The sequence below is a fragment of the Rhodoferax ferrireducens genome (genome assembly GCF_003347515.1).
Taxonomy (GTDB): Bacteria; Pseudomonadota; Gammaproteobacteria; order Burkholderiales; family Burkholderiaceae_C; genus Rhodoferax.
In genome coordinates this window covers 1-21,175 of the sequence record NZ_QEII01000303.1, presented here as the reverse complement: position 1 = coordinate 21,175, position 21,175 = coordinate 1, and the positions used below count along the sequence as shown (strand labels likewise).

Sequence of the window (21,175 nt, the reverse complement as noted above, 5' to 3'; positions counted from 1 at the left end):
CAAGCGCACGCGCAGGCAAGTTACTTCTTGTTGAAGTCAACCACAGGCGGGGTGGAGATGCTCGCCTCGTTTTGCACCGCGAACGTGGGTTTGGGCGGGTAGCTGAACACCATGGCCGTTAGGTTGGTCGGGAAGCTGCGCGCCAGCACGTTGTAGGCCTGCACCGCCTGGATGTAGCGGTTGCGGGCGACAGTCACGCGGTTTTCAGTACCTTCCAGCTGCACGCGAAGGTCTGAAAAACCCTGGTTGGCTTTCAGGCTGGGGTATTGTTCCGATACCGCCATCAATCGACTCAAGGCCGAACCGAGTTCGCCCTGAGCCGCCTGAAACCGCTGAAAGGCCTCGGGGTTGTTCAGCGTCTCCGGCGTCACCTGGATTGACGTTGCCTTGGCCCGGGCCTCAATCACTTTGGTCAGCGTTTCCTGCTCGAACGCGGCTTCACCTTTCACCGTGGCCACAATATTGGGCACCAGGTCAGCGCGGCGCTGATACTGGTTGAGCACTTCGCTCCAGGCGGACTTGGTTTGTTCATCGAGGCGTTGAAAATCGTTGTAGCCGCAACCGGTTAGTCCGAATGCGGTCATGAGGATCAGAAACCAGCGTGTCATAGAGATTCTCCAACTTGGGGCGCAACGGTAGCATAAATGTGAGCAGCGGCTATTGAGTTGACGCCCGCAAACGTGTGGTTTCGCATCTACGCTGGTTGAAATCGCGGCAAAATCGACCTTATCAATTAACCCGCACCAGAATGTCCAAAGCAAAACAACGGGCCGCCACCGTCGGTGGATCGGCCGATGACATTGAAGCTGCCTTTTACGAGGCCTTGCAGACGGCTGACCTGGAAAAACTCATGGCCTGCTGGGCGGACGAAGATGAGATTGTCTGTGTTCACCCGGGTGGACCCCGTTTGGTTGGTGTAGGTGCCATCCGCGCCGCATTTGAAGCCATGTTTTCCCAGGGCAGTATCCAGGCCTGGCCGGAGGGTGTGCGCAGAATCGAGTCGCTCGCCAGCAGCGTGCATAACGTGCGCGAGCGCATCGACGTACTGACCCAGGAGGGACCGCGCGAAGCCTATGTCATCGCCACCAACGTCTATCACAAGACGGCTCAGGGCTGGCGCATGGTGGCGCACCACGCGAGTCCGGGCTCGGAGCGGGAGGTGCCGGAAATCAATGAGGCTCCCCATGTCTTGCATTGATTAAATAGGCCTCCAGCCCTTTATGAATAAGCGTATATGGCTATGAATTATATAGCGCCAACCTGGCTGCCGGGAGGCAATCTGCAAACCATCTGGCCAGCCCTGTACTCACGCCGGGTGTTCGGGCCCCGACCGCAATACCGGCGCGAACGCTGGACCACGCCGGATGACGATTTCATTGACGTCGACTGGTTGCAGGCGCCACCCAGCAGCACCTTGCTGGTGATGTTTCATGGGCTGGAGGGCTCGTCTGCCAGCCACTACGCCGAGGCCTTTGCGGACTTTGCCCGCACGCGTGGTTTTGCCTTTGCTGTGCCCCATTTTCGGGGTTGCAGTGGCGAACTGAACCATGGCCCGCGCGCATATCACTCGGGTGACTTCGAAGAGATCGGCTGGATACTGGCACGTTTGCGCCAGCAGCATAAGGGGGGCATCGTCGTTGTGGGCATTTCGCTGGGGGGCAATGCGCTTTTGCGCTGGGCCGAAGAAATGGGTGAACAGGCTGCCCGCGTGGTGGATGCCGTGGCCAGCGTATCCTCGCCCCTTGATCTGGCCGCCAGTGGCTGGGCCATTGGCCGCGGCTTTAACCGGTTGGTTTACACCCGCCGGTTCTTGAACACCATGAAGCCCAAGGCGCTGCAAAAATTACTCCAGCATCCGGGTCTGTTCAACGCAGAAGCTTTGCGCGCCGCCCGCGATCTGTACGAGTTTGACAATGTGTTCACTGCCCCCGTGCATGGCTTCAAGAGCACTGAAGATTACTGGTCGCGCGCATCCGCCAAGCCACATCTGCACCAGATCCGGATTCCCGCGCTGGTGGTCAACGCTCGCAACGACCCCTTTGTGCCGGCCTGGTCGCTGCCGCGCCAACGGGACGTGGGTAAACACGTGACCCTGTGGCAGCCTGCCCACGGGGGGCATGTTGGTTTCCCGAAAGGGCCGATCCCCGGTCATGTACGCTCCATGCCGGACGCCGTGGGCGGCTGGCTGGCAGCACAAATTCAAACACCTTGAATCAGGGAGTACTTTGATGGATGACATTGTTCGGCAGGCTTTGGCCAAATGGCCCAACGTGCCCGATTGCTACGGCTGGCTGGGCTTGGACGCGCGTGGTAACTGGTTCATGCGCGACGACCGTGTACAGGCCCAAGGTCCGTTTGCGGGGGGTACGGCGCAGAGCAAGGGCTCGCAGTTAAAGCATGAGAAGTTGATCGACTTCATTCAGCGCAACTACGAACCCGATGCGCAAGGCCAGTGGTACTTCCAGAATGGCCCGCAGCGCGTCTATGTGGAGCTGGAAGCCACGCCGCTGATCTGGCGCGTCGATGCGGACTTCTCGATTCAAGATCATGCGGGCAGAGCAGCGCGCGTGCAGCGCTGCCTGCTGGACGAGCAGGGGCGCCTGTATCTGGAGGCCGATACCGGATTGGGCCTGGTGCACACCATGGACATGAACCAGGCGGCCGACGCCGTCGAGCAAGGTTTGTGGGTTACGCAGGACGTGGTGGCCGCCGATTTGCCACAGCGCTTTAACTATGTTCCAAGTCCTGAATTGCTACAAAAAATATAGCTATATGCGCAGAGTTTCCGTGGGCTACAGGCCTAAATGGCAATAAAAAAGCCGGTCATCGACCGGCTTTTGCGTGGGTTGACTGCCCCGCCCTATTTTGTTGCCGAAGCGGCTTCAGCGGGTGCGGCAGGTGCTGTAGGCTCCGCCAGCTTGCCGCCGGCTGCATTCGCCATATAGACCACGGCCCGACCGATTTCCAGCTCGCTAAAATCGCCACCGCCCTGGGCTCCCATGGCATTCTTGCCTTTGACAGCCGAGTTCAACAGGGTTTCATAGCCCAATGGGATGCGGGGCGCCCAAGCGGCAGTGTCGCCCATCTTGGGTGCACCGACGAGCCCGGCGGTATGGCAGTTCGTGCATTGCGCCTTGAAGACTTCTTCCCCGCTCCTGGCTGGCCGATTGACGTCTCGAATCTCAATGGTGCCAACTTTCTGGATTCGGGCCGCCAGGGCCTTCTCCAGATTGACCGCGCCGGCGGCGGGTTTGTTGTCCGATGTGACGTAGAACACCAAGCCAATAATGACGAAGATGGGAACCACAAACGAGAAAAAGACGGTCAACAGCAGTTGCTTGGGGTTTTTGACGGGCCCGGTGTGGTCCTCGTCGTGAACAGTGGCGGGTGTGTTGTCGCTCATGGTGTCCTAAAAAATTGGGGCTTTGAAAGCAAGCCCTCGATTATAACGGGCGTGTCTGTGAAAACATCTACAATGCAGCCATCAGTTTGCGGCTGTAGCTCAGTGGATAGAGTATTGGCCTCCGAAGCCAAGGGTCGTGGGTTCGATCCCCGCCAGCCGCACCAATTAGTCGGTTCATAACGCCTCAAGAAATCTTAAAATCCGCTCTGGCTATAGCTAGAGTGGTTTTTTTTTGCCTCAAGTTGTCTCAAGGGGTAACATGCCATCACGGTACTTTCACGGTACTTTTAACGGTGCTTATAAGTACCGTTAAAAAAAGTACCGTTACAAGGGGGTTAAAGATGGCATTGGCAGACACATTCGTTAAACAGGTTAAGCACAGTGGTAAACCTGCCGGAGATAAGCATACCGATGGTGGTGGCATGTATCTTCTCGTGAAGGCAAGCGGCAAATACTGGCGAATGGACTACACGCATAGCAGTAAGCGAAAAACATTGGCGCTGGGTGTCTACCCTGCTATTTCCCTTGCTGCCGCAAGAAAACGTAGGGAGAAGGCGCGGGAGCAGTTGGCGCATGAAATAGACCCTGGCATAGCTAAACGCGAAGACAAGCAGGCCCAAGCGGACGCGGCAGCGAGCACCTTTGAGCTGGTGGCACTCAATTGGCTTTCAAAAACGGCAGCTAAGCGTAAAGATGTAACTCAAGAACGAATCACAACCCTGCTAAAGCATGACATCTTCCCATTCATTGGCAAGCTTCCCATCCACACCATAGGGCCGCGTGACGTATTGGACAAGGCCGTTCGCAAGATCGAAGCACGTGGGTCTATCGATACTGCTCACAGGGCTAAGCAAATCTGCGGGCAGATATTCCGGTATGCGGTGGCTATTGGACTGGCAGAGCGAGATGTAACCTCAGACCTACGTGGTGCTCTGGCAGAAATTCCAAAGTCCCACTTTTCTGCAATCACCGAGCCTAAGCAAGCCGGTGAATTGATGCGCTCAATATTCGACTACACCGGTCACCCAACCACAGTTGCCGCGCTCAAGCTATCCCCTTTGGTGTTTGTCAGACCCGGGGAACTACGGACCGCTGAGTGGGCTGAAATTGATTTGGTCGGGGCCGAATGGCGTATTCCAGGCGCTAAGATGAAAATGAAGATGGATCACATAGTTCCGCTGTCCACGCAAGCGGTGGAGATACTGTGCAGCGTTAAACGGATTTCTGGGCATGGTCGTTATGTATTCCCCAGTTTACGGACTGGTGAGCGGCCTATGAGTGATAACACTATCAACGCCGCTTTACGCGGTTTGGGGTATAGCAAAGAAGTTCACACTGCCCACGGGTTTAGGGCTATGGCACGCACCATCATGGATGAAGTGCTATATCAACGGGTTGACCTGATCGAACACCAACTAGCCCACGCGGTAAAAGACCCCAACGGACGGGCGTACAACCGGACGGCACACCTACCAGCAAGGCGGGTAATGATGCAGACATGGGCGGATTACTTGGACAAGCTGCGTATTGGCGCCGACGTGATCCAGCTACGGACAGCGACAACGTAAGCTAGCCCTAAGCCATGCCTCGCCCGAGAGGGGTGAAAACCGGAATAAACTAACCCGGCGGCGCAGATTCTCCATCAGATGGAGTAAGAGGCCATTAAATCAGAATGCGCCAACCGTTCACTCAAAACATTTCGGCTGATTATGAGAGAGTATTTTACCTTCTGCCGAAGTTAATAAAATGTAAATGGTCACTCTTGGAATAAAAACGATTTTTTGATCGCCAGAAATATGAAAACAACAACAGTAACTAGAGTAACCCGGCAATGAAATCCCAGATCGATTTTGAATATCGTTTCTTTTTAGAATTTCCAACTGCCAAATATTACGCAGGATCAGACGTTTTGCAAATAATGGCGAATGCCATTTACTGCAGTAATCTATCTGATCGCCGTTCCGAAAAACCTAAACCGTTTTATTCTGGCAAGTGGACAACAGACAACGTTTCCCCTGCAACTGATGGCGTCACCTCCGACAAACAAAGAGAAAAATCAGAATCAAATTTTTCCGAGGCCGAACATAACGCCCATCTTGCTCATCAAAACGAAGCTATACGCGGTCTTCAATTTTATTTGAGTGATCGCCTTCTAAAGGCAGTGATCAACGGAAAATTTGAATTGTGGGATGCATCAAACACAACAGTTTCCCCTCCTCCACGCGAACCCAAAACACAGCACACTGAAGTACATGATCCTTCACGGACGCTGCTGTCTGGTGACGCCATGGTGGATATTCTCGATGAGACAACCCTCTTAGTTCAAGACGTAGAACAGAACGCCAATTCTTTATTTCGACCCGCCATTAATCCGGTTCATCTTCCGTTAGACAGTAGCCGCACCATTGCTGCTTATAAAACAGCCTATTGGTGGGCAACAATGTCCACGATATCAAAGTCTGATTTAGTCCGATTTTGCAAGGACGAAAGAATCAAAGCTTGGTTCGAGGGCGAGGAATCTGCAATCAACGTCGTTGAAGAAGAACAGGCAATGGGCGTCAAGCCGAATGAACAATGTACAGCTCAAATCGGAATTCCAGGAAAACGTCCGAGAGTTGCAATTGGCAAGTTGGCTGTAGAAATTGCGTGGGAAAACGAGTGCGCAACCGGACGACGTGTTACCGCAAAAGAGGTCATTGCGACCTTGCAGCATTGGGTCGCTGAAAGAAGAAGCGGAAGCAATATCTTGAAAAAGTCGATACCCAATGGAGTCGAGTGGATTACGGTTAAGGGTGACGTGCGGAAGTATGGGGTGGATGCCTGCGCAAAGACGCTCGAAACATGGAACAGTAGCCGAGCCTAAGCAGAATGTGGCCCCGCTAAGCAGAGACTGGGCCCTCTAGGAAATACTGCCCCGATTAAAAAATTTAATACACATCAACCCGCTAGCCATCCCGGTATAGCGGTTTTTTGGAGTGTTAAATATGAAGACTTCTTCAGCCCAATCACTTGGAAAAATCCCAAGCGGAATCTGTCCCACGCTCAGTGGTTTTGACGAACTTCCCGATTCAGCGCATGTACCCGTCAATATAGTTTGCGTACTTTTTGGCTGTTCACCCGCCACAGCATGGCGGCGCGTTCGGTCGGGTGATCTGATCCCCCCTGTCAAATTTGGATCCAGGACCACACGTTGGAAAGTGGGCGATTTGCGCCGTTCACTTTTGGTGCAGGCTCCAGTCAGGGCGGCATCATGATCCTTCGTCCTCTAATACAGCACCCCACAGAACTCAAAAATCTTGCTGCGCTGAGTTCCAATGGAGTCCAACTGCTTCCCGCAGCCACAATCCAGCCACTCAACATCAATTGGACTTGGCATGGCTGGATTGCAGCCGGGAAATTCCACCTCCTGGTTGGTGCGCCGGGAACTGGCAAGACCACTCTGGCCATGCAAATCATCGCTACTATTTCAAACGGCGGTTTTGGCCAATACCTGTGGCCCGATCAATCCCCGACACCTGGCGGCAACGTGATCATTTGGTCCGGTGAAGACGGCATCCAGGATACGATCGTGCCGCGCCTGATTGCGGCCGGAGCCAACCTGAGCAAGGTCCACATCATCCATGGCACCGTTGAACATGGCAGAAGCCGTGCCTTTGACTTCATCAATGACCTTGAAAAACTGAAGAAAAAAATCGAAGAGATCGGTGGCGTCGTCATTATCGTCATTGACTCCATTGTGCAAATCGTTGCTGGCGACTCCAACAAAAATTCGGATGTCCGGCAAGCATTGGCGCCTCTCATTGAACTCGGGGAGAAGCACCAATGCGCCATCTTAGGGATCACCCACGTCAACAAAAACTCCAATGGAAAGGCGCCACTGGATCGTGTCACAGGTAGCCTGGCCTACGGTGCAGCGGCACGGATTGTTCTTTTCACCACCAAGATTCAATCTGGCGCCGATGATGATGCGCCGGGGCGTTGTGTCCTCGTTCGTGCCAAGTCCAACATCGGTCGCGACGATGGGGGTTTTGAATACCAAATCCAATCGGCTAGTTTTCAGTCGCAAGGACAAACATTCCACTCCTCCAAGGTTGTCTGGAATGAGACGCCGTTGCAAGGCTCGGCCAAAGACATCATTCGCTTTGCCGAAACGGGTGGTGTGACCGAGTCCTCGCCCGCGGTGGATGTGGCGGAACGCTTTTTGTTGGAGCAACTCGCTGGTGGTGGCTTGCCGTTTCCTGCGATTGAACAATTGGCCAAGGCGGCAGGCGTCTCGATGTCGGCCATCAAAAGGGCCAAGTCAACCCTCGGCATCCGCTCCGAAAAGCGGTGCGGCTCAGGCCAAGCAAATCCACCGAACGTTTGGTTCCTGCCAGAAACATCGAATGCCCAATTTTCCGTTTGCAATGGGATGAGCACTGCGGCGAATGCGTCATATGGTTCATTGCCACCGACTGGATATTCGCAAGGACCCACGCCCATGTCACATACTTTCAGTGAGTCAAAACCAGCTGAACCAGTTGCTTCAGTTGCTCCGGTTGCACAAGGAGCCGAACGCCAGTTCGACGAGGCACTTCTGCAATTCTGCAGTAAAGAGTGTCGTAAGCAAATTCATGCAGGGACTTATGACTGTGCTTTTGAAAAGCTGGACGCCATCGACCGGATCATTAATTCAGTAGTGCACGACTACGTTGATGACGGTTCGGACGACAACCCACGCATCGATCAATACCAGAATGCGCTGAAAAAAATAGACTGGAACTTCGGCAACATTTAGACGCAACATTGCGATGGTGTTGCTCAGCCAACCCCGCCGAATGGATTGAGGAGTGATGGCGGAATTGCCGTCCTCCTGAGCACCATTTTTCTATGCCATTTCAAATTTCCATCTGAAATCTGCAGACTTTGTATAGATCTGCAGACTTTGTACTGAAACACCTAACTTTGTATACCCGAAATTACTTTCAGGTGTAGCGCTGCAATCAGGTTTCAGAAAAAAGTGATGGCAAGTCGTACGCTTCTGAGTGTGATGAATATTGGTTAATTAATGTTATTAAAGAAGAGATCTATAGTGATCTTTAGGAAAGCAAGCTATGAGTAAAAACGACAACGACGACGACAACAGCATCGACATCTCGATGCATGACATGTATAACGGCATTGACGCAGACGCGAACATGTCTGAGTTCGAAAAGGATGGACAGACCGTTACGGTCTTGGGCGCTGACTATGGAAACCTACGCTTCGAGATTGAAGAGTTTGTGAGCGCGATTGTTTCAAGTAAAGAACTGGGGTTCACTGTTGTTCACTGTGACGGTCAAAGGCCAACCGTCAAACCGCTTGCGCTGAGCAAGTACTTCACCGGCATCAAGGCCTTCATGGGTGCCTACCTGCCCAATTGCGAGTTCAGCGAAAACGTGAACGTGTTCTTTGAAGCTTGCGATGCAATGGGTTTTGACCACGAGCAACTGACTTGCAGGCCGCTGTCCGCCTACCCCCATCGCCGTAAGATTGAAGCAGAGCTGTTCAATGACTTGATCGTTCTGATTCGCACCACCTGCAAGAGTAAGAAGTTTAAAGATCAAGCCTACTCGCGGGTATACAACGCGACCAGAAACTTCCGGAGTACTCAGGTCTACATTGATCGCTTGTTTAAACGGCATTCACGACTGATGGTGATGCGTTTGGATTTGGAATACCTGAAGAATCATGTCTCAAAGCTCTCCATTGGTGATGCACAGAAAGATTTAAAACACTTCTTTAACAATATGCGTAGCAACAAGCTCTTTGCGCCTTTGCTGGGCTACATCTGGAGGCGAGAGTGGGGGGTGGAGCGAGGTATACATTTTCATGTCGTCCTCTTTTACGATGGATCTTTAGCCCATAAAGATGAATATATCGCATCGCAAATTGGTGATTACTGGAAAGATCGAATCACGGCGGGCAAAGGTATGCACTTCAATTGCAATCGAGACAAGCGGAATCGGTACAAACGCTTGGGCATTGGAATGATTCACGCTGCGGATGTTGATAAGCGTAAAAACCTTCTTGAGGCCGTCAAGTACCTGACCAAGAAAGAAGTCATATTCGGTCTCAAGGAAGATGGTGGTTTCAGGGCATTCGGCAAGGGCAACATGCCAAGCGAAAGAACTGATGGCCCAGGCAGGCCCAGAACGGTCGGTGTGCCTGCATCGGACTCAGATACTGATGAACCAGGTACCCCTACCGATAATGACTAAAAAATGGTAGTCAGTTGATGGCAGCCGTAGCAATGCGGTTGTCATCATTCAGCTCGACCACAATGCAAATCTTCCAATGCGAAAGGGTTGGTTCGCTACCCTCAATAGTCAATTCGGCCGCTCTTCGTACAGGTACTTCTGAAAGCCCGCAAACATCGTCCGAATCTGCGCGGTGCCCCCCAAATCCGCGACCGCATCCGAAATCGCATTGTTGTACTTGAGCCGCAGCAACGGAGTCAGCTTGTCAGCGTCCAGCTCGTCCACACCCTGCGTCACATACTGAGCCAGCACAAAATCCAGAAACACCTGCTGGCGATTGTTGAAGTGCTGGTGGGTCTCGGTTTTCGCCATGTCGGCACGCTGAGTGCGTGATTCCGGTGCCGCTGCAAACGCCACATAGGCCAGTACGTCAAACAAGTCGCTGTTTTCAGCCTCGATGGCCTTTTGCATCTCGGCCAGCGGCTCCCTACTGAAGCCCTTGTCAGCCAAGCCAACCAGCAGGGCCTTGCGCGTGTCGGGTGAACTCCACAGGGTGCGCAGCTCGTCTTCGTTCTTGAAGAACTCCGGCAACACGCCGTAGAGGTTTTCCAGGAACTGTGCCGCCGACATCGGCGTGCCATCAGCACTCCAGAACGTGGTGGCCATCATGTTTTGAATCAGCCGCGCCTTGCCGTCGGCCAGCTTCACTTCCAACTTGACAGGGCGTGGTGGTGGCTCCGGCAGCGTGCCAAGTCCCGGTGGTTCGGGATCAGAGTTGCCACCAACCCCACCGCCGCTGGTGGGTTCCGGCTCGGCCGGTTCGCCGTCCCACTCCGGGTCACTGAAGTGGTGGTGCGCCCGCACAAAGTCATAGATAGTGAAAAAGTCCTTACCGTCAAACAGACGGGTGCCACGGCCGATGATCTGCTTGAACTCGATCATCGAACCGATAGGTCGCATCAGCACGATGTTGCGCACATTGCGTGCATCGACCCCGGTGGACAGCTTTTGCGATGTGGTCAGGATCGTCGGGATGGTCTTCTCGTTGTCCTGGAAGGCGCGCAAGGCCTCATCGCCGCGTGCACCATCATCGGCCGTGACCCGTGTGCAATACATCGGGTCGGCGCTGGTTTTCATCTGGTTGATCAGGTCGCGCACCATCAATGCATGGGCCTGGGTGGCGCAGAAGACGATGGTTTTCTCGCGCTGGTCGATCATGCCCATCAGCAGCTTGACCCGGTAGGCCTCGCGCTCGGGAATCACGATGACGCGGTTGAAGTCGCTCTCCACGTAGCGTTTGCCCGCCACCACTTCGCCCGCCACCACCGCGTCATCCGGGGTGTAAGTGTAGTCATCAATAGTGGTGGCGATCTGCTTGACCTTGAACGGGGTCAAGAAACCGTCGTTGATACCTTCCTTGAGCGAATACACATAGACCGGGTCGCCAAAATAAGCGTAGGTGTTGGCATTGATCGTGCGCTTGGGCGTGGCGGTCAGGCCCAGTTGCACGGCGGGGGCAAAGTAGTCCAGGATGGCGCGCCAGTTGCCTTCGTCGTTGGCCCCGCCGCGGTGGCACTCGTCCACCACGATGAAGTCAAAGAAGTCCGGCGGGTACTCGCCAAAATACGGCGACGACTGACCATCTTTTTCCGGCCCGCTCATGAAGGTCTGGAAGATGGTGAAAAAGATGCTCCCGTTCTTCGGCACGCGCCCGGTGCGCTTGATCTCATCGGGGGCGATCCGCACCAAAGAGCCGGGCGAGGTGTTCTCGAATGCTGAAAATGCGTTGTAGGCTTGGTCTGCCAGATTGTTGCGATCGGCCAGAAACAGCACACGCGGTCGGCGGGTGGGCTCGGTGCCCGCTTGCCAGTCTTTCAGGTTCCAGCGGCTTTGAAACAGCTTCCAGGCCAACTGGAAAGCAATGAAGGTCTTGCCGGTGCCCGTCGCCAGCGTCAGCAGAATGCGGTCGCGCCCGGCGGCGATGGCTTCCAGCACGCGGGTGATGGCGATGTCCTGGTAATAGCGCCCCTGCCAGGTTCCGCCCTGATCCTCAAACGGGATGGCGGCAAAGCGGTCGCGCCAGGCGGCGCTGGCCAAATCGGCCTCGGCAAAGGTCAGGGCCCACAACTCGTCCGGACTGGGGTACTGCGCCAGATCGCCCTCGATGCCGATGGCCATGTCGATGCCGTAAATCTTCTGGCCATTAGTGGCATAGGCAAAGCGCACGGCCAACTTGGTAGCGTAACTCTTGGTCTGCCCTACGCCTTCGGTGTAGGGCTTGTCCCAGGCTTTGGCCTCGATCGTGGCCAATTTGGTGTTGCGGTAAACCAGCACATAGTCGGCAATTTCGGCCCTGGCCCGCTTACCGCCGCCCAACAGGCGCCCCGGCGTGATCTCGCACTGCTTTTCACGCAGGATACGCGAGCCTTCGACCACGCCCCAGCCTGCGGCCCTCAGCGCGGGGTCAATGTGGTCGGCACGGGTTTCGGCTTCGTTCATGGGTGGACAGTGACTTTAATCTCTAGACGACGTTGCAGCATCTGCGACCGAAACCCTTTGGAGGTATGCACCTATCCACTCTTCGTCTAACTCCAGGCGAACCTGCCTGCGGATTCCGCCGATTAGCCCGGACACGCTGATGAACGAAAAGTGGGACATTTTTACATTGGCAATAGTGGCCTTGTCTCCCTCGGCAGCCTTTACCAACTCGGCAATTTCCTCGGGCAAGTCAAACTCAAGACGAAACCAGTTCTCGTCGTTCGAACTCAAGTTAAGCGGCACGAAAGACCATGAAGTCGATTCCCTGCCATATACCCGGCACTTCAAAACGTCCGTGGTTGCGAACAGATTTTGCGGAAGTGGTTTGGGCGACAACAGGTGCATTGGCCACTTACCTTGGAGCATTCCAAAGTAAGAGCCTTTGATACCCCGTATCGGCTCGATCAACCTAGAGTTCAAGTAATTCAGTCCCGCAACACTAAACGGAATCTCAGATGGAAGAGTGTCTCTGGCCAGCAAGGCTCTTACGTACATGCGCGCTTTTTGCCCAACTTCCTTCGCACTGCGGGACTTCGGATCAAAGTGCTCCTCGGTCAAGTCACGTAAGCCCTCAACGGCGGGCTTAAAGAGTGCAACTCGCTCATACTGGATGAGAAAAATTTGATGCGCAACGGCGTATTGGGTAGCGCCCCGTGAGTAGCCACTGGTTGAAAATATGGCGGATTGGTAGTTGTACCTTTGCGTCTTTATGTGCAACGTTGAACCTACTGCGGAAAGGGATTTAACGTTGAAATAGTTTTCCGATATATCCTTTAGTACGCCCACAGCATTTCGCACCACATCAATGCCAATGCGCCTATGTTCCGCGTAGCACTTCGCTTCAACAAGCAGTCTCAGCGGGTACATGAACGCAGGGCTGTGATCCAAGAGGGCAGCCGCATCGATTTGATGCCACTCCCCCCGACCTTCAAGTTCAAGCCCTGAATGCCCGCCTTGTGTGCCTTCATCTCCTACTATGAGTGGCGAATAGCCAACCAATTTCAGCAAATGAAGAACCAGCTCTTCGAGAATCGCGCCTTTGATTGCAACGAGTACCATGCTTCCTCCTGATTATCGAATGCTCTTTTTCTGGCTACAGCGCGCCGGTGAAGGCGCGGTGCAGTAGGGACTTTTTCAGGTCGTCGAGGGCGGTGAGCTTCTGCAGATAGATGGATTCGAGGCGCTGGGTTTCTTCAGTAACTGCCCCAATCGTCTCCACAATCCGAGATTGCAGCGAAATGCTTGGTATTGCGCCAACGTTAAGGGCTCGAATGTCTTTCATATTCACATGTTGAACAGTAGCGCCGCGAGAATGACCGAGAAGTGTTTTTTGCATTTCAGGGCAAAGTAACAGCAATGCTAAAAATTCCGGAACGAACACAGAACGCTTAGGTCGTATCAGCACGGTTCGCTGTCCAAGACAAACCCTAAGATTGGGAGGAACTACACCTACATTCCCAGCGGGCGCCTCTCTTGCAAAAATTAGGTCACCTGCACGCGGTTCAGCTCGGCGAGTCCATTCTGTGTAAGTGGCTTCTGAAACACGATACACACCATCGAGCAACAGATTGCCTTTACCGATATTCGGCGTGCGAATTGATGGAATACCTTCTGCTTGCGTCGGCGCCGTCTTGTGCTCACAATCAACTATCAGTTCGCAGAGGGAAGAAAGCGGTTCTTTGGCCTCTTGCCACCCATCCCCCCGCTGAGTAAACACCGATTGCAGGTGACTCTCAAAGATGGTCCGCGCATTCTGCAGGTTCTTCTCGGCATTGGCCTTGGCGGTGGCGATGCCGTCAAAGGCGTCGTCGAGGAGGTTGACGATGCGTTGCTGTTCTGTCAATGAAGGAAACGGGACCTCAAAGTCACGAACTTTTCCCAAACTCAAATTCTTTTGACGAACCCCGCGTCGCCGTCCAAGAAGCTCTTCTTTAATCGAATTAAGTGCATGAAAGACGAACCGAATATCAATCTGATCATTTGGCTTTACACCTGCAATAGCCTGATTGAATGCAGCTGCCCTATCCAGGATCGACATTTTTAATGCTGCAGTGTCGTACATGCCGATCAACAGTGATCCAGCTGGAAATAACTTCGCATTCGACTTCTCCAGTCCAGCTACTGAAATGGTTCGTTCTGGATCAGTCGTAAATGTGTTGTTCAATTCACCAGACGAGTACCACGGGACACCACCGTGCCATAGCTGCTTGTTTGAGATCAGCGGTGTTCCACCGCTTTGAACATCAGCAATTTCTCCCAATCTAACTTCCTTCCACCCCACCTTCATACGCCACCCTCCAGCGCTTGCACCACCTGTCGCTGCTGCGAAGGATCTAAGAAAACTCGCCCCCTAGCCCCCGTAGAACCTGCGCACGAAGCTATTAATTCAATAGCAATCACAACAACTCCCGAATCGTTGCTAGCACCTCGGCGGCTTCAAGATCCAGCGCGGCGATCTCGTCCATGATGTCCAGCGGGCTGCGGTGCGCCACCACCTCGCCACCCGTCGGATTCTTGACCGAGAGGTCAAACGTGCTGGCGTTGACTGCTGAAACGTCCAGCGACCAGCTCTGCGCGCTGTCGGCAAAGGTCTTTTGCGCCGTGATGAACTGGGTCAGGTCAGCATCATTAAGCGGATTGGTCTTGCCCATGTTGCGGCCGACGTCGAGCTGGTAGTACCAGACTTTGCGCGTGGGCGCGCCTTTCTCAAAGAACAGCACCACAGTTTTGACGCCTGCGCCCTGAAACGTGCCACCGGGGCAGTCCAGCACGGTGTGCAGATTGCAGCTCTCCAGCAGCAGCTTGCGCAGGCTCACCGAGGCGTTGTCGGTGTTGCTCAAAAAAGTGTTCTTGATGACGATGGCGGCACGGCCACCAGCCTTTAGCGACTTGATGAAGTGCTGCAAAAACAAAAAGGCCGTCTCGCCGGTCTTGATGGGAAAGTTCTGCTGCACCTCTTTACGCTCTTTGCCGCCAAATGGCGGGTTGGCCAGGATCACATCAAAGCGGTCTTTGTCCTGAATGTCGGAAATGTTCTCGGACAGCGTGTTGGCGTGGACGATGTTCGGGGCCTCGATGCCGTGAAGGATCATGTTCATGATCGCAATGACGTAGGCCAGGCTCTTTTTCTCTTTGCCATAGAAGGTGCGGGTTTGCAGCGTCTTCTGGTCGGAGGTGGTCAGGTTGGGCTGGCTTTGAAGATAGTCAAAGGCTTCGCACAGGAAGCCGGCGGAGCCGCAGGCACCGTCGTAAATGCGCTCGCCAATCTTGGGGGCGACAACCTGGATCATGGCGCGGATCAGTGGGCGCGGCGTGTAGTACTCGCCGCCATTGCGTCCGGCGTTGCCCATGTTTTTGATCTTGGCTTCGTACAGGTGCGACAGTTCGTGTTTTTCAGTCTGTGACCGAAAGCGCAGTTCGTCCACCAACTCGATCACATCGCGCAGGTTGTAGCCGCTCTGAATGCGATTCTTGATCTCGCCGAACACCTCGCCGATTTTGTATTCGATGGTCTGCGGCCCACTGGCGCGCTGCTTGAAGCCGTGCAGGTAGGCAAACAGCTTGTTGTTGACGAAGTCGCGCAGGTCGTCGCCGGTCATGGCGGTGTTGTGGTCGAGTTTGCCGTCTGGCCCCTTGGGCGTGGCCCAGGAGTCCCATCGGTAGGGCTTGTCGATGATGAAGCTGTAGGTCTTGCCGTCCAGCTCAGCTTCCAGGGCCTTGTCGGCCTCCAGCGCGTCCAGGTATTTCAGGAATAGCAGCCAGGAGGATTGCTCGGTGTAGTCCAGTTCGCTGGTGCAGCCTGCATCTTTGTGCAGGATGTCGTCGATATTCTTGAAAGTTTGCTCAAACATTGGAAGTCTTGTTCTGTCCCTCAGTGCGAAAAGCCGCACGGGGTAGGTTAACCGAACTTCATTAGGGCGAAGAAGTGGCAATAACGCTTAAAGACTGGGATCACCCATCCGGCAGACCACGAGGCAGTTCACGCAGTGTGGCATCCACACCATGTTGGACCAAGCCCGGCTCTATACGGCCCTGGTGCGCAGCCGCTGGGGCGTGGTGCTGGAGCGCACCGTGCGCGAGCTGCAGGGCACGCCGTGCATTGACCTGGAGCAGGTGCAGCAGCCGAGGCAGGAAATTGCCTGCGCGCGGTCGTTTTGTCACGCTGTGACGGAGTTTGTGGACCTGAGCAAAGCCGTGACCGAGTTCGCGAGCCGGGTCGCGGTCAAATTGCGCCAGCAAGGGAGTCTGGCCGGACAAATTGTGGTCTTCAAGAGAGAGCGTTTATGTCGTCATCTCACGACAAGTATCTTTTGCAGCAAGTACTGGTGCGAGTTAACTGCTGCAACACCAAATACACTGTACCCAAGGAGCCCCCGTACAGAATGATTCTAAAAAGAATACAGACGATTCTCGAACAGACGCCTGATCAAAAGGCCAAAGATATTGCCAATCACCTTCGGGCAGACAAGACTGAGATCAACCGCGTATTGCACGATTATCCGGACATATTTGTCAAGGATGCGGATGCATTTACTTGGTCGCTGGCTGTATTACGCATTGACTTGGGGAGCAACCGGTGGCTCACGGCACAGTCTTTTGAGGAGTCTCTCCTTGCTGCTGGATCGCCACTTGATTCGACCTGTATCCGAGTTATGTTTGTTGTCGGGGAGAGGTGTAGTATTTTGCTGGAGGCCTTAGCTCGGCTACTTGCGATTTGCAATCAACTCGTTGATGCTGGCAAGTCTGTTTCAATTGACTTCCGGCCATCCCAAGGGACGCTGACCTATTTTGACCGAATTGGCTTCATCAACCTTTTGCGAGACAAGGTAAAGATCTTGCCAAAGCGTCCCCGTATTTCTGCCGCGTCAACTTACGAAGGAAATAATTACGGTGTAGTTGAGTTGAAAGAAATCGACGCCGGAAGTCCTGATGACAATATCCCCGTTTTACTTGGGAAAGGCTTCGTATCTTGCACAGGAGCTAAGTACGATATTGCGGCCCATACTGTCATCTCGGAACTCTATGGCAATGTCAAAGAACATTCAGGCACCACATCAGCCGGTTTTGCAGGACTCCAGAACTACGCTGGAGGCAAGTCACGGCATATTCAGACCGTAATTTCAGATGGTGGTCGCGGGATTGTGGGGACTCTGATGCCTATTTTGAAACGAAAGTACCCAGAAGTGGCGGCTAAGATTAGCAATTCTTCGCTTGATCAACGCGTAGCCTTGCTGCAAGAGGTTTTTTCTGCGGGGGGTCTTAGTCGAGTGAACGATCCCGGTCGCGGGCTTGGGCTTTGCGGATCTCGTGATTACGCACGGAAATACAACGGGGTCATTTCTGTAAGGCAGGAAACCCTCGAATTGCAAATTAGGCACGATGGCGAAAGCGTGCAGTTTTCCCACACTTTGAACTTGAGCAGGATTGCGGGAACGCACATCTGTTTCGACTTCTTTCTTGACTAAGCCTACAATTCTCATTAAATTATCAAGATGAATCAGAAATCCGTCATCATAAAGTTGCGTACTTTGACAAAGAATGCACGCCCTTTTGGCAACAGCGAGGGGAAAGATGTGTTCCGAGCGCTGATGGACTTCGTCGAACAAAACGTTACTGTGCATGTATTTGGCGTCTCCCTCGACGGCATTGAAGCGACAGACGCTTCTTTTCCACGCGAAAGTGTCATTTCAGTAGCGAAGCAGCTCAGAGGTGAGAAGGGCTTCTACTTAGCCGATCTAACCAATCGAGATTTGATTGACAACTGGAACTATGCAGCACAGGCGAAAGAGCAACCGCTTGTGATTTGGAGCAACGGCTCCTTTGAGATCATTGGGCCTGTGCTGTCGAAGTCCACTCGTGAGCTTGTTGAGTACGTTCTTGTAAAAGGACCAGCGCTGGCAACCCAAGTCGCCAACGATCTTGGGTTGTCAGTACCAAACGCCAGTACCCGTCTCAAGAACCTAGTCTTGGACGGCTATATCCGCCGCACCGAAGACGTCGCTGAATCCGGGGGCATTGAATACAAATACTCAGCCATAAAATAATCTGGTTAAACAGCTTGCATTAAGCAGATTTATTCTGCTACACTGCAACTGTTCCTGAGATGCGTTGCTTCGTGCGCCGTTAAACAGGATCATTTAACCAGACTTAAACCAAGGAATATTCGACATGAGTACCAATGATCAAGCGCACCAACCGCCTGTTGATTCAACGCCCAAACATCCGGGCAAGGACGTCACCATCTATCTCAACGGAACGCCGAAGACGGTTCAGAAGGAACGCCTGACGTTCGAAGAAATCGTAGCGTTGGCATTCGACAACCCGCCATCTGGCGACGGCGTCCAGTTCACCGTCCAATATTCGCGCGGCCACTCCGACAATTCGAAGGGGAGCCTAGTGGAGGGACAGTCGGTTCAAGTGAAAGAAGGGATGGAATTCGATGTCACGCCAACTAATCGCTCGTAGTCCCGACCTTCAGCAGCTCCTGAACGAAGGGTTTGACCTGGAAGTCCGGGCTGGACACCTGCTGATCAAGGATGTCCCCTACGTCAATTCGAACCGGGAAATCAAACGTGGGGTTTTGATCTCGACGCTAGAGCTGAATGGCGATATGACCGTACCGCCCGCTAATCACGTTGCGATGTGGACTGGAGAACACCCATGCCATCACGACGGGCGCATTATTTCTGCAATTACGAACCCGAGTACAGGCCATGATCTTGGAAGCGATATCCGAGCCGACTTCACATTCTCGGCAAAGGCAGCCTATCGCGATTACCACCACAAAGTGGCCACCTATATTGGCCGCATTACTGGTGAAGCGAAGGTCATCGATCCGACTGTGAGCGCCAATACATTTCCGGTCTTCGAGACAGAGGAAGGGGAATCTATTTTCCGATACCTCGACACTGCGACCAGCCGGGTTGGCATTGGTGTTATGAATGAGCGGCTGTCCGCGCTGAAAATCGCAATCATTGGTCTGGGCGGAACAGGAGCATACGTTTTTGATTTCGTCGCCAAGACGTGCGTCAAGGAAATTCACCTCTATGACGGCGACGTTTTCTCTCAACACAATGCCTTCCGATCTCCAGGAGCGGCGTCCATTGAAGAACTGCAAGGCAAGCCACTAAAGGCCACCTATTTTGCTGGAATTTACGCCAAGATGCGCCGAGGGATTGAGCCCCATGAGGTGTTCGCGGATGAAAATACGACCGCGCTTCGGCACATGGATTTTGTATTTCTGTGCCTTGACCGTGGCGCAGCTAAGAAGGCAATTATCAAGTCCTTGGTGGAGTGGGGTATCCCGTTCGTTGATGTTGGAATGGGCATTCTCCGAGCGCAGGACAGTCTGACCGGTCTTATGCGCGTCTCTTGCTTCGGCCCGGGCGTTGACATGGCGGTGCTTGAGCGAATTGATTACTCGGATGGGGAACTGCCGGAGAATGAATATTCGACAAACATCCAGATCGTGGAGCTCAATGCGCTCAACGCCGCCTTGGCCGTCGTAATGTGGAAGAAGCGATATGCGATTTATCGCGATTCGTCACGGGCAAGTTCATTTAGTTACTCCATTGCCGCGAATGAAATGGCCAACGATGACAAGGACGCTGCATGAGCCGGCTGCTGAGCCTGCGTCATCGATATGTGGAGTACATGCCAGAACAGTTGGATCAAGGCGTACTCTACATATCCAAGCGATTTCGAACAGCGTCTCACTTGTGCTGCTGTGGCTGCGGCTTGAAGGTGGTTACGCCTTTAAACCCGGCAAAATGGTCCCTGATCGACCATGGCGCTTGTGTTTCATTGTCACCGTCAATTGGGAACTGGAATTTCCCCTGCCGTTCGCACTATCTGATAATCAGGAATTGTGTGCGGTGGGCAGAATCGTTTAGCGATAGAAGGATTTCAACGGTAAAACAAAGAGACCGGATTGACGTTGCGCGACTGGCTGTTGGCAAGAGCGTATTCACTCAAGCCGCAGACGCATTCAAACGGTGGTTTACATAGGTAGCCATGCAGCCTAACCAATCAGTCGAGGGGGACCGCCCACAAGCTGCGCTTGTAGGGTCCCTTCGCGGCTTTGCCGCTATGGCGGCCCCTCACGTCAAACGCTAGACCTCTCCGGAAACATTGATGACATGTCCAACGATATCCAAATTATTCTCACATTCACAGCCCTTGCGCTAATGACGCTAATCGTTATTGGGTACACAGGACTCAAACTTGCGGAAAAAAATGGACCAGACGTACGTGTCGTCTGGTACCTTTTTTCTCTAGCCGCTGTTGCAACATGCATAGTCGCCGACTGGGCTAGTAGCATTGGAGCAATCGATAACCAAGGAGTGTATAGAGGAGAACTTGGAGCAGCAGTCAACGCGTTCCTCAAGTTCATGTTGGACCTTGAAACCGACTTGAAGATATTTTCTGCAATACTGGCAATGGTCTTACTTCCACAGATCACCAGCTACGTCCTGAGTGGACTCTTTGGTTGCGCATCCGCTCCAATTTTTGTCAACGGAACTATTCGCTTCTTCATTTGGAGCATCGTCAAGTCGTTTGTGGTCGCGGCAGGAATTGTTCTATCTGTTGCACTCTTTGGGTATTTCAATCGCTGGAACGGTTGGAGTTCAAAAGGCACTGCAGCAATGTTAAGTATGTCGAGTTTTCTTCTCATGATGGCATTCTCAATGCTCTACCTTTACCGTGATGCCCATGCCACAGTAGCGAAACCATCGACAAAGCAGTTTACGAAATTCCATCAAATGGTCGCCCACATCCATGGCTGGTTAACTCGTAGAGTATCTTAAAGGGGCGCATGTGGCCGAATTTCTCGGTCGAGTCGAGAGACCAGCTTCCGACTGGCTTCGCCTGCCTCCAGACGGCCCCTTATCGTAAGCGTCTGCTGAAGGCATATTGAATCGATGACCAATCGAAACGATAGTGTGCATCATGAAGATCGTGCACACCAGTTCGAACGAGGTCGATAGCCCTCGCCCCACAAGACGTTATTACAGCC

General features: G+C 53.4%; 20 protein-coding genes and 1 tRNA gene. 15 read left to right on the top strand and 6 right to left on the bottom strand.

The annotated features are described in order from the left end of the window. Positions 1–20 precede the first annotated feature (20 nt). On the bottom strand, positions 21–608 hold the full coding sequence (locus C5P05_RS23285; protein ID WP_114972247.1) for a LemA family protein: 588 nt from the start codon (positions 606–608) through the stop codon (positions 21–23). A gap of 140 nt (positions 609–748) precedes the next feature. On the opposite strand from C5P05_RS23285, the gene C5P05_RS23280 reads away from it, so the two are divergent. From C5P05_RS23280 to C5P05_RS23270, 3 genes are read left to right on the top strand one after another with little or no spacing between them, the layout of a single operon-like run. Beyond that, complete coding sequence (locus C5P05_RS23280; protein ID WP_114972246.1) at positions 749–1,198, top strand: YybH family protein; 450 nt, start codon at positions 749–751, stop codon at positions 1,196–1,198. Positions 1,199–1,240: 42 nt separating this feature from the next. Next, on the top strand, positions 1,241–2,212 hold the full coding sequence (locus C5P05_RS23275) for a YheT family hydrolase (protein WP_114972245.1): 972 nt from the start codon (positions 1,241–1,243) through the stop codon (positions 2,210–2,212). A 16-nt stretch (positions 2,213–2,228) separates the two neighbouring features. Continuing rightward, complete coding sequence (locus C5P05_RS23270) at positions 2,229–2,768, top strand: DUF2946 family protein (protein ID WP_114972244.1); 540 nt, start codon at positions 2,229–2,231, stop codon at positions 2,766–2,768. 92 nt (positions 2,769–2,860) lie between these two features. On the opposite strand, the gene C5P05_RS23265 is transcribed toward C5P05_RS23270, so the two are convergent. Further along, positions 2,861–3,403 carry a c-type cytochrome gene (locus C5P05_RS23265; RefSeq protein WP_114972243.1) on the bottom strand — a complete coding sequence of 181 codons (543 nt, stop codon included), beginning with the start codon at positions 3,401–3,403 and terminating at the stop codon, positions 2,861–2,863. Between the two features lie 88 nt (positions 3,404–3,491). On the opposite strand from C5P05_RS23265, the gene C5P05_RS23260 reads away from it, so the two are divergent. From C5P05_RS23260 to C5P05_RS23235, 5 genes are all read left to right on the top strand, one after another. Further along, positions 3,492–3,567 (top strand) — tRNA-Arg (locus tag C5P05_RS23260). 177 nt (positions 3,568–3,744) lie between these two features. Then, positions 3,745–4,971: a tyrosine-type recombinase/integrase gene (locus tag C5P05_RS23255; RefSeq protein WP_114972242.1), complete on the top strand. Its 1,227-nt coding sequence runs from the start codon at positions 3,745–3,747 to the stop codon at positions 4,969–4,971. A 263-nt stretch (positions 4,972–5,234) separates the two neighbouring features. Beyond that, positions 5,235–6,266 carry a hypothetical protein gene (locus C5P05_RS33820; protein WP_157979438.1) on the top strand — a complete coding sequence of 344 codons (1,032 nt, stop codon included), beginning with the start codon at positions 5,235–5,237 and terminating at the stop codon, positions 6,264–6,266. Between the two features lie 387 nt (positions 6,267–6,653). Then, positions 6,654–8,180: an AAA family ATPase gene (locus tag C5P05_RS23240; RefSeq protein ID WP_114972240.1), complete on the top strand. Its 1,527-nt coding sequence runs from the start codon at positions 6,654–6,656 to the stop codon at positions 8,178–8,180. 316 nt (positions 8,181–8,496) lie between these two features. After that, on the top strand, positions 8,497–9,642 hold the full coding sequence (locus C5P05_RS23235) for a YagK/YfjJ domain-containing protein (protein WP_114972239.1): 1,146 nt from the start codon (positions 8,497–8,499) through the stop codon (positions 9,640–9,642). A gap of 108 nt (positions 9,643–9,750) precedes the next feature. On the opposite strand, the gene hsdR is transcribed toward C5P05_RS23235, so the two are convergent. The 4 genes from hsdR to C5P05_RS23215 form a co-directional block, all read right to left on the bottom strand. Beyond that, complete coding sequence (gene hsdR / locus C5P05_RS23230; RefSeq protein WP_114972238.1) at positions 9,751–12,120, bottom strand: EcoAI/FtnUII family type I restriction enzme subunit R; 2,370 nt, start codon at positions 12,118–12,120, stop codon at positions 9,751–9,753. Between the two features lie 15 nt (positions 12,121–12,135). After that, positions 12,136–13,218, bottom strand: coding sequence for a hypothetical protein (locus C5P05_RS23225; RefSeq protein ID WP_114972237.1), 1,083 nt, complete (start codon positions 13,216–13,218; stop codon positions 12,136–12,138). A 34-nt stretch (positions 13,219–13,252) separates the two neighbouring features. Continuing rightward, positions 13,253–14,446 (bottom strand): restriction endonuclease subunit S, encoded by a 1,194-nt coding sequence (locus tag C5P05_RS23220; protein ID WP_114972236.1) that lies wholly within the window; start codon positions 14,444–14,446, stop codon positions 13,253–13,255. Between the two features lie 109 nt (positions 14,447–14,555). Continuing rightward, on the bottom strand, positions 14,556–16,010 hold the full coding sequence (locus C5P05_RS23215; protein WP_114972235.1) for an N-6 DNA methylase: 1,455 nt from the start codon (positions 16,008–16,010) through the stop codon (positions 14,556–14,558). A 151-nt stretch (positions 16,011–16,161) separates the two neighbouring features. Here C5P05_RS23215 and C5P05_RS23210 point away from each other — a divergent pair, with 151 nt between their 5' ends. The 7 genes from C5P05_RS23210 (at position 16,162) to C5P05_RS23185 (ending at position 20,966) form a co-directional block, all read left to right on the top strand. Then, the gene (locus C5P05_RS23210) at positions 16,162–16,545 is read left to right on the top strand and encodes a hypothetical protein (protein ID WP_114972234.1); all 384 of its coding nucleotides are present in this window, start codon (positions 16,162–16,164) and stop codon (positions 16,543–16,545) included. Beyond that, positions 16,542–17,624, top strand: a complete 1,083-nt coding sequence (locus tag C5P05_RS23205; RefSeq protein ID WP_114972233.1) for an ATP-binding protein — start codon at positions 16,542–16,544, stop codon at positions 17,622–17,624. Before C5P05_RS23210 ends, C5P05_RS23205 begins: the two co-directional genes overlap by 4 nt. A gap of 27 nt (positions 17,625–17,651) precedes the next feature. Further along, positions 17,652–18,203, top strand: coding sequence for a winged helix-turn-helix domain-containing protein (locus C5P05_RS23200; RefSeq protein WP_114972232.1), 552 nt, complete (start codon positions 17,652–17,654; stop codon positions 18,201–18,203). Between the two features lie 124 nt (positions 18,204–18,327). Continuing rightward, the gene (locus C5P05_RS23195) at positions 18,328–18,624 is read left to right on the top strand and encodes a multiubiquitin domain-containing protein (protein ID WP_114972231.1); all 297 of its coding nucleotides are present in this window, start codon (positions 18,328–18,330) and stop codon (positions 18,622–18,624) included. Further along, positions 18,599–19,774 (top strand): ThiF family adenylyltransferase, encoded by a 1,176-nt coding sequence (locus tag C5P05_RS23190; protein WP_114972230.1) that lies wholly within the window; start codon positions 18,599–18,601, stop codon positions 19,772–19,774. Before C5P05_RS23195 ends, C5P05_RS23190 begins: the two co-directional genes overlap by 26 nt. Next, positions 19,771–20,166 (top strand): DUF6527 family protein, encoded by a 396-nt coding sequence (locus tag C5P05_RS35330; protein ID WP_420130769.1) that lies wholly within the window; start codon positions 19,771–19,773, stop codon positions 20,164–20,166. The genes C5P05_RS23190 and C5P05_RS35330 overlap by 4 nt, the downstream gene beginning before the upstream one ends. Positions 20,167–20,297: 131 nt before the next feature. Beyond that, positions 20,298–20,966: a hypothetical protein gene (locus C5P05_RS23185; protein WP_114972229.1), complete on the top strand. Its 669-nt coding sequence runs from the start codon at positions 20,298–20,300 to the stop codon at positions 20,964–20,966. Positions 20,967–21,175: the final 209 nt, after the last annotated feature.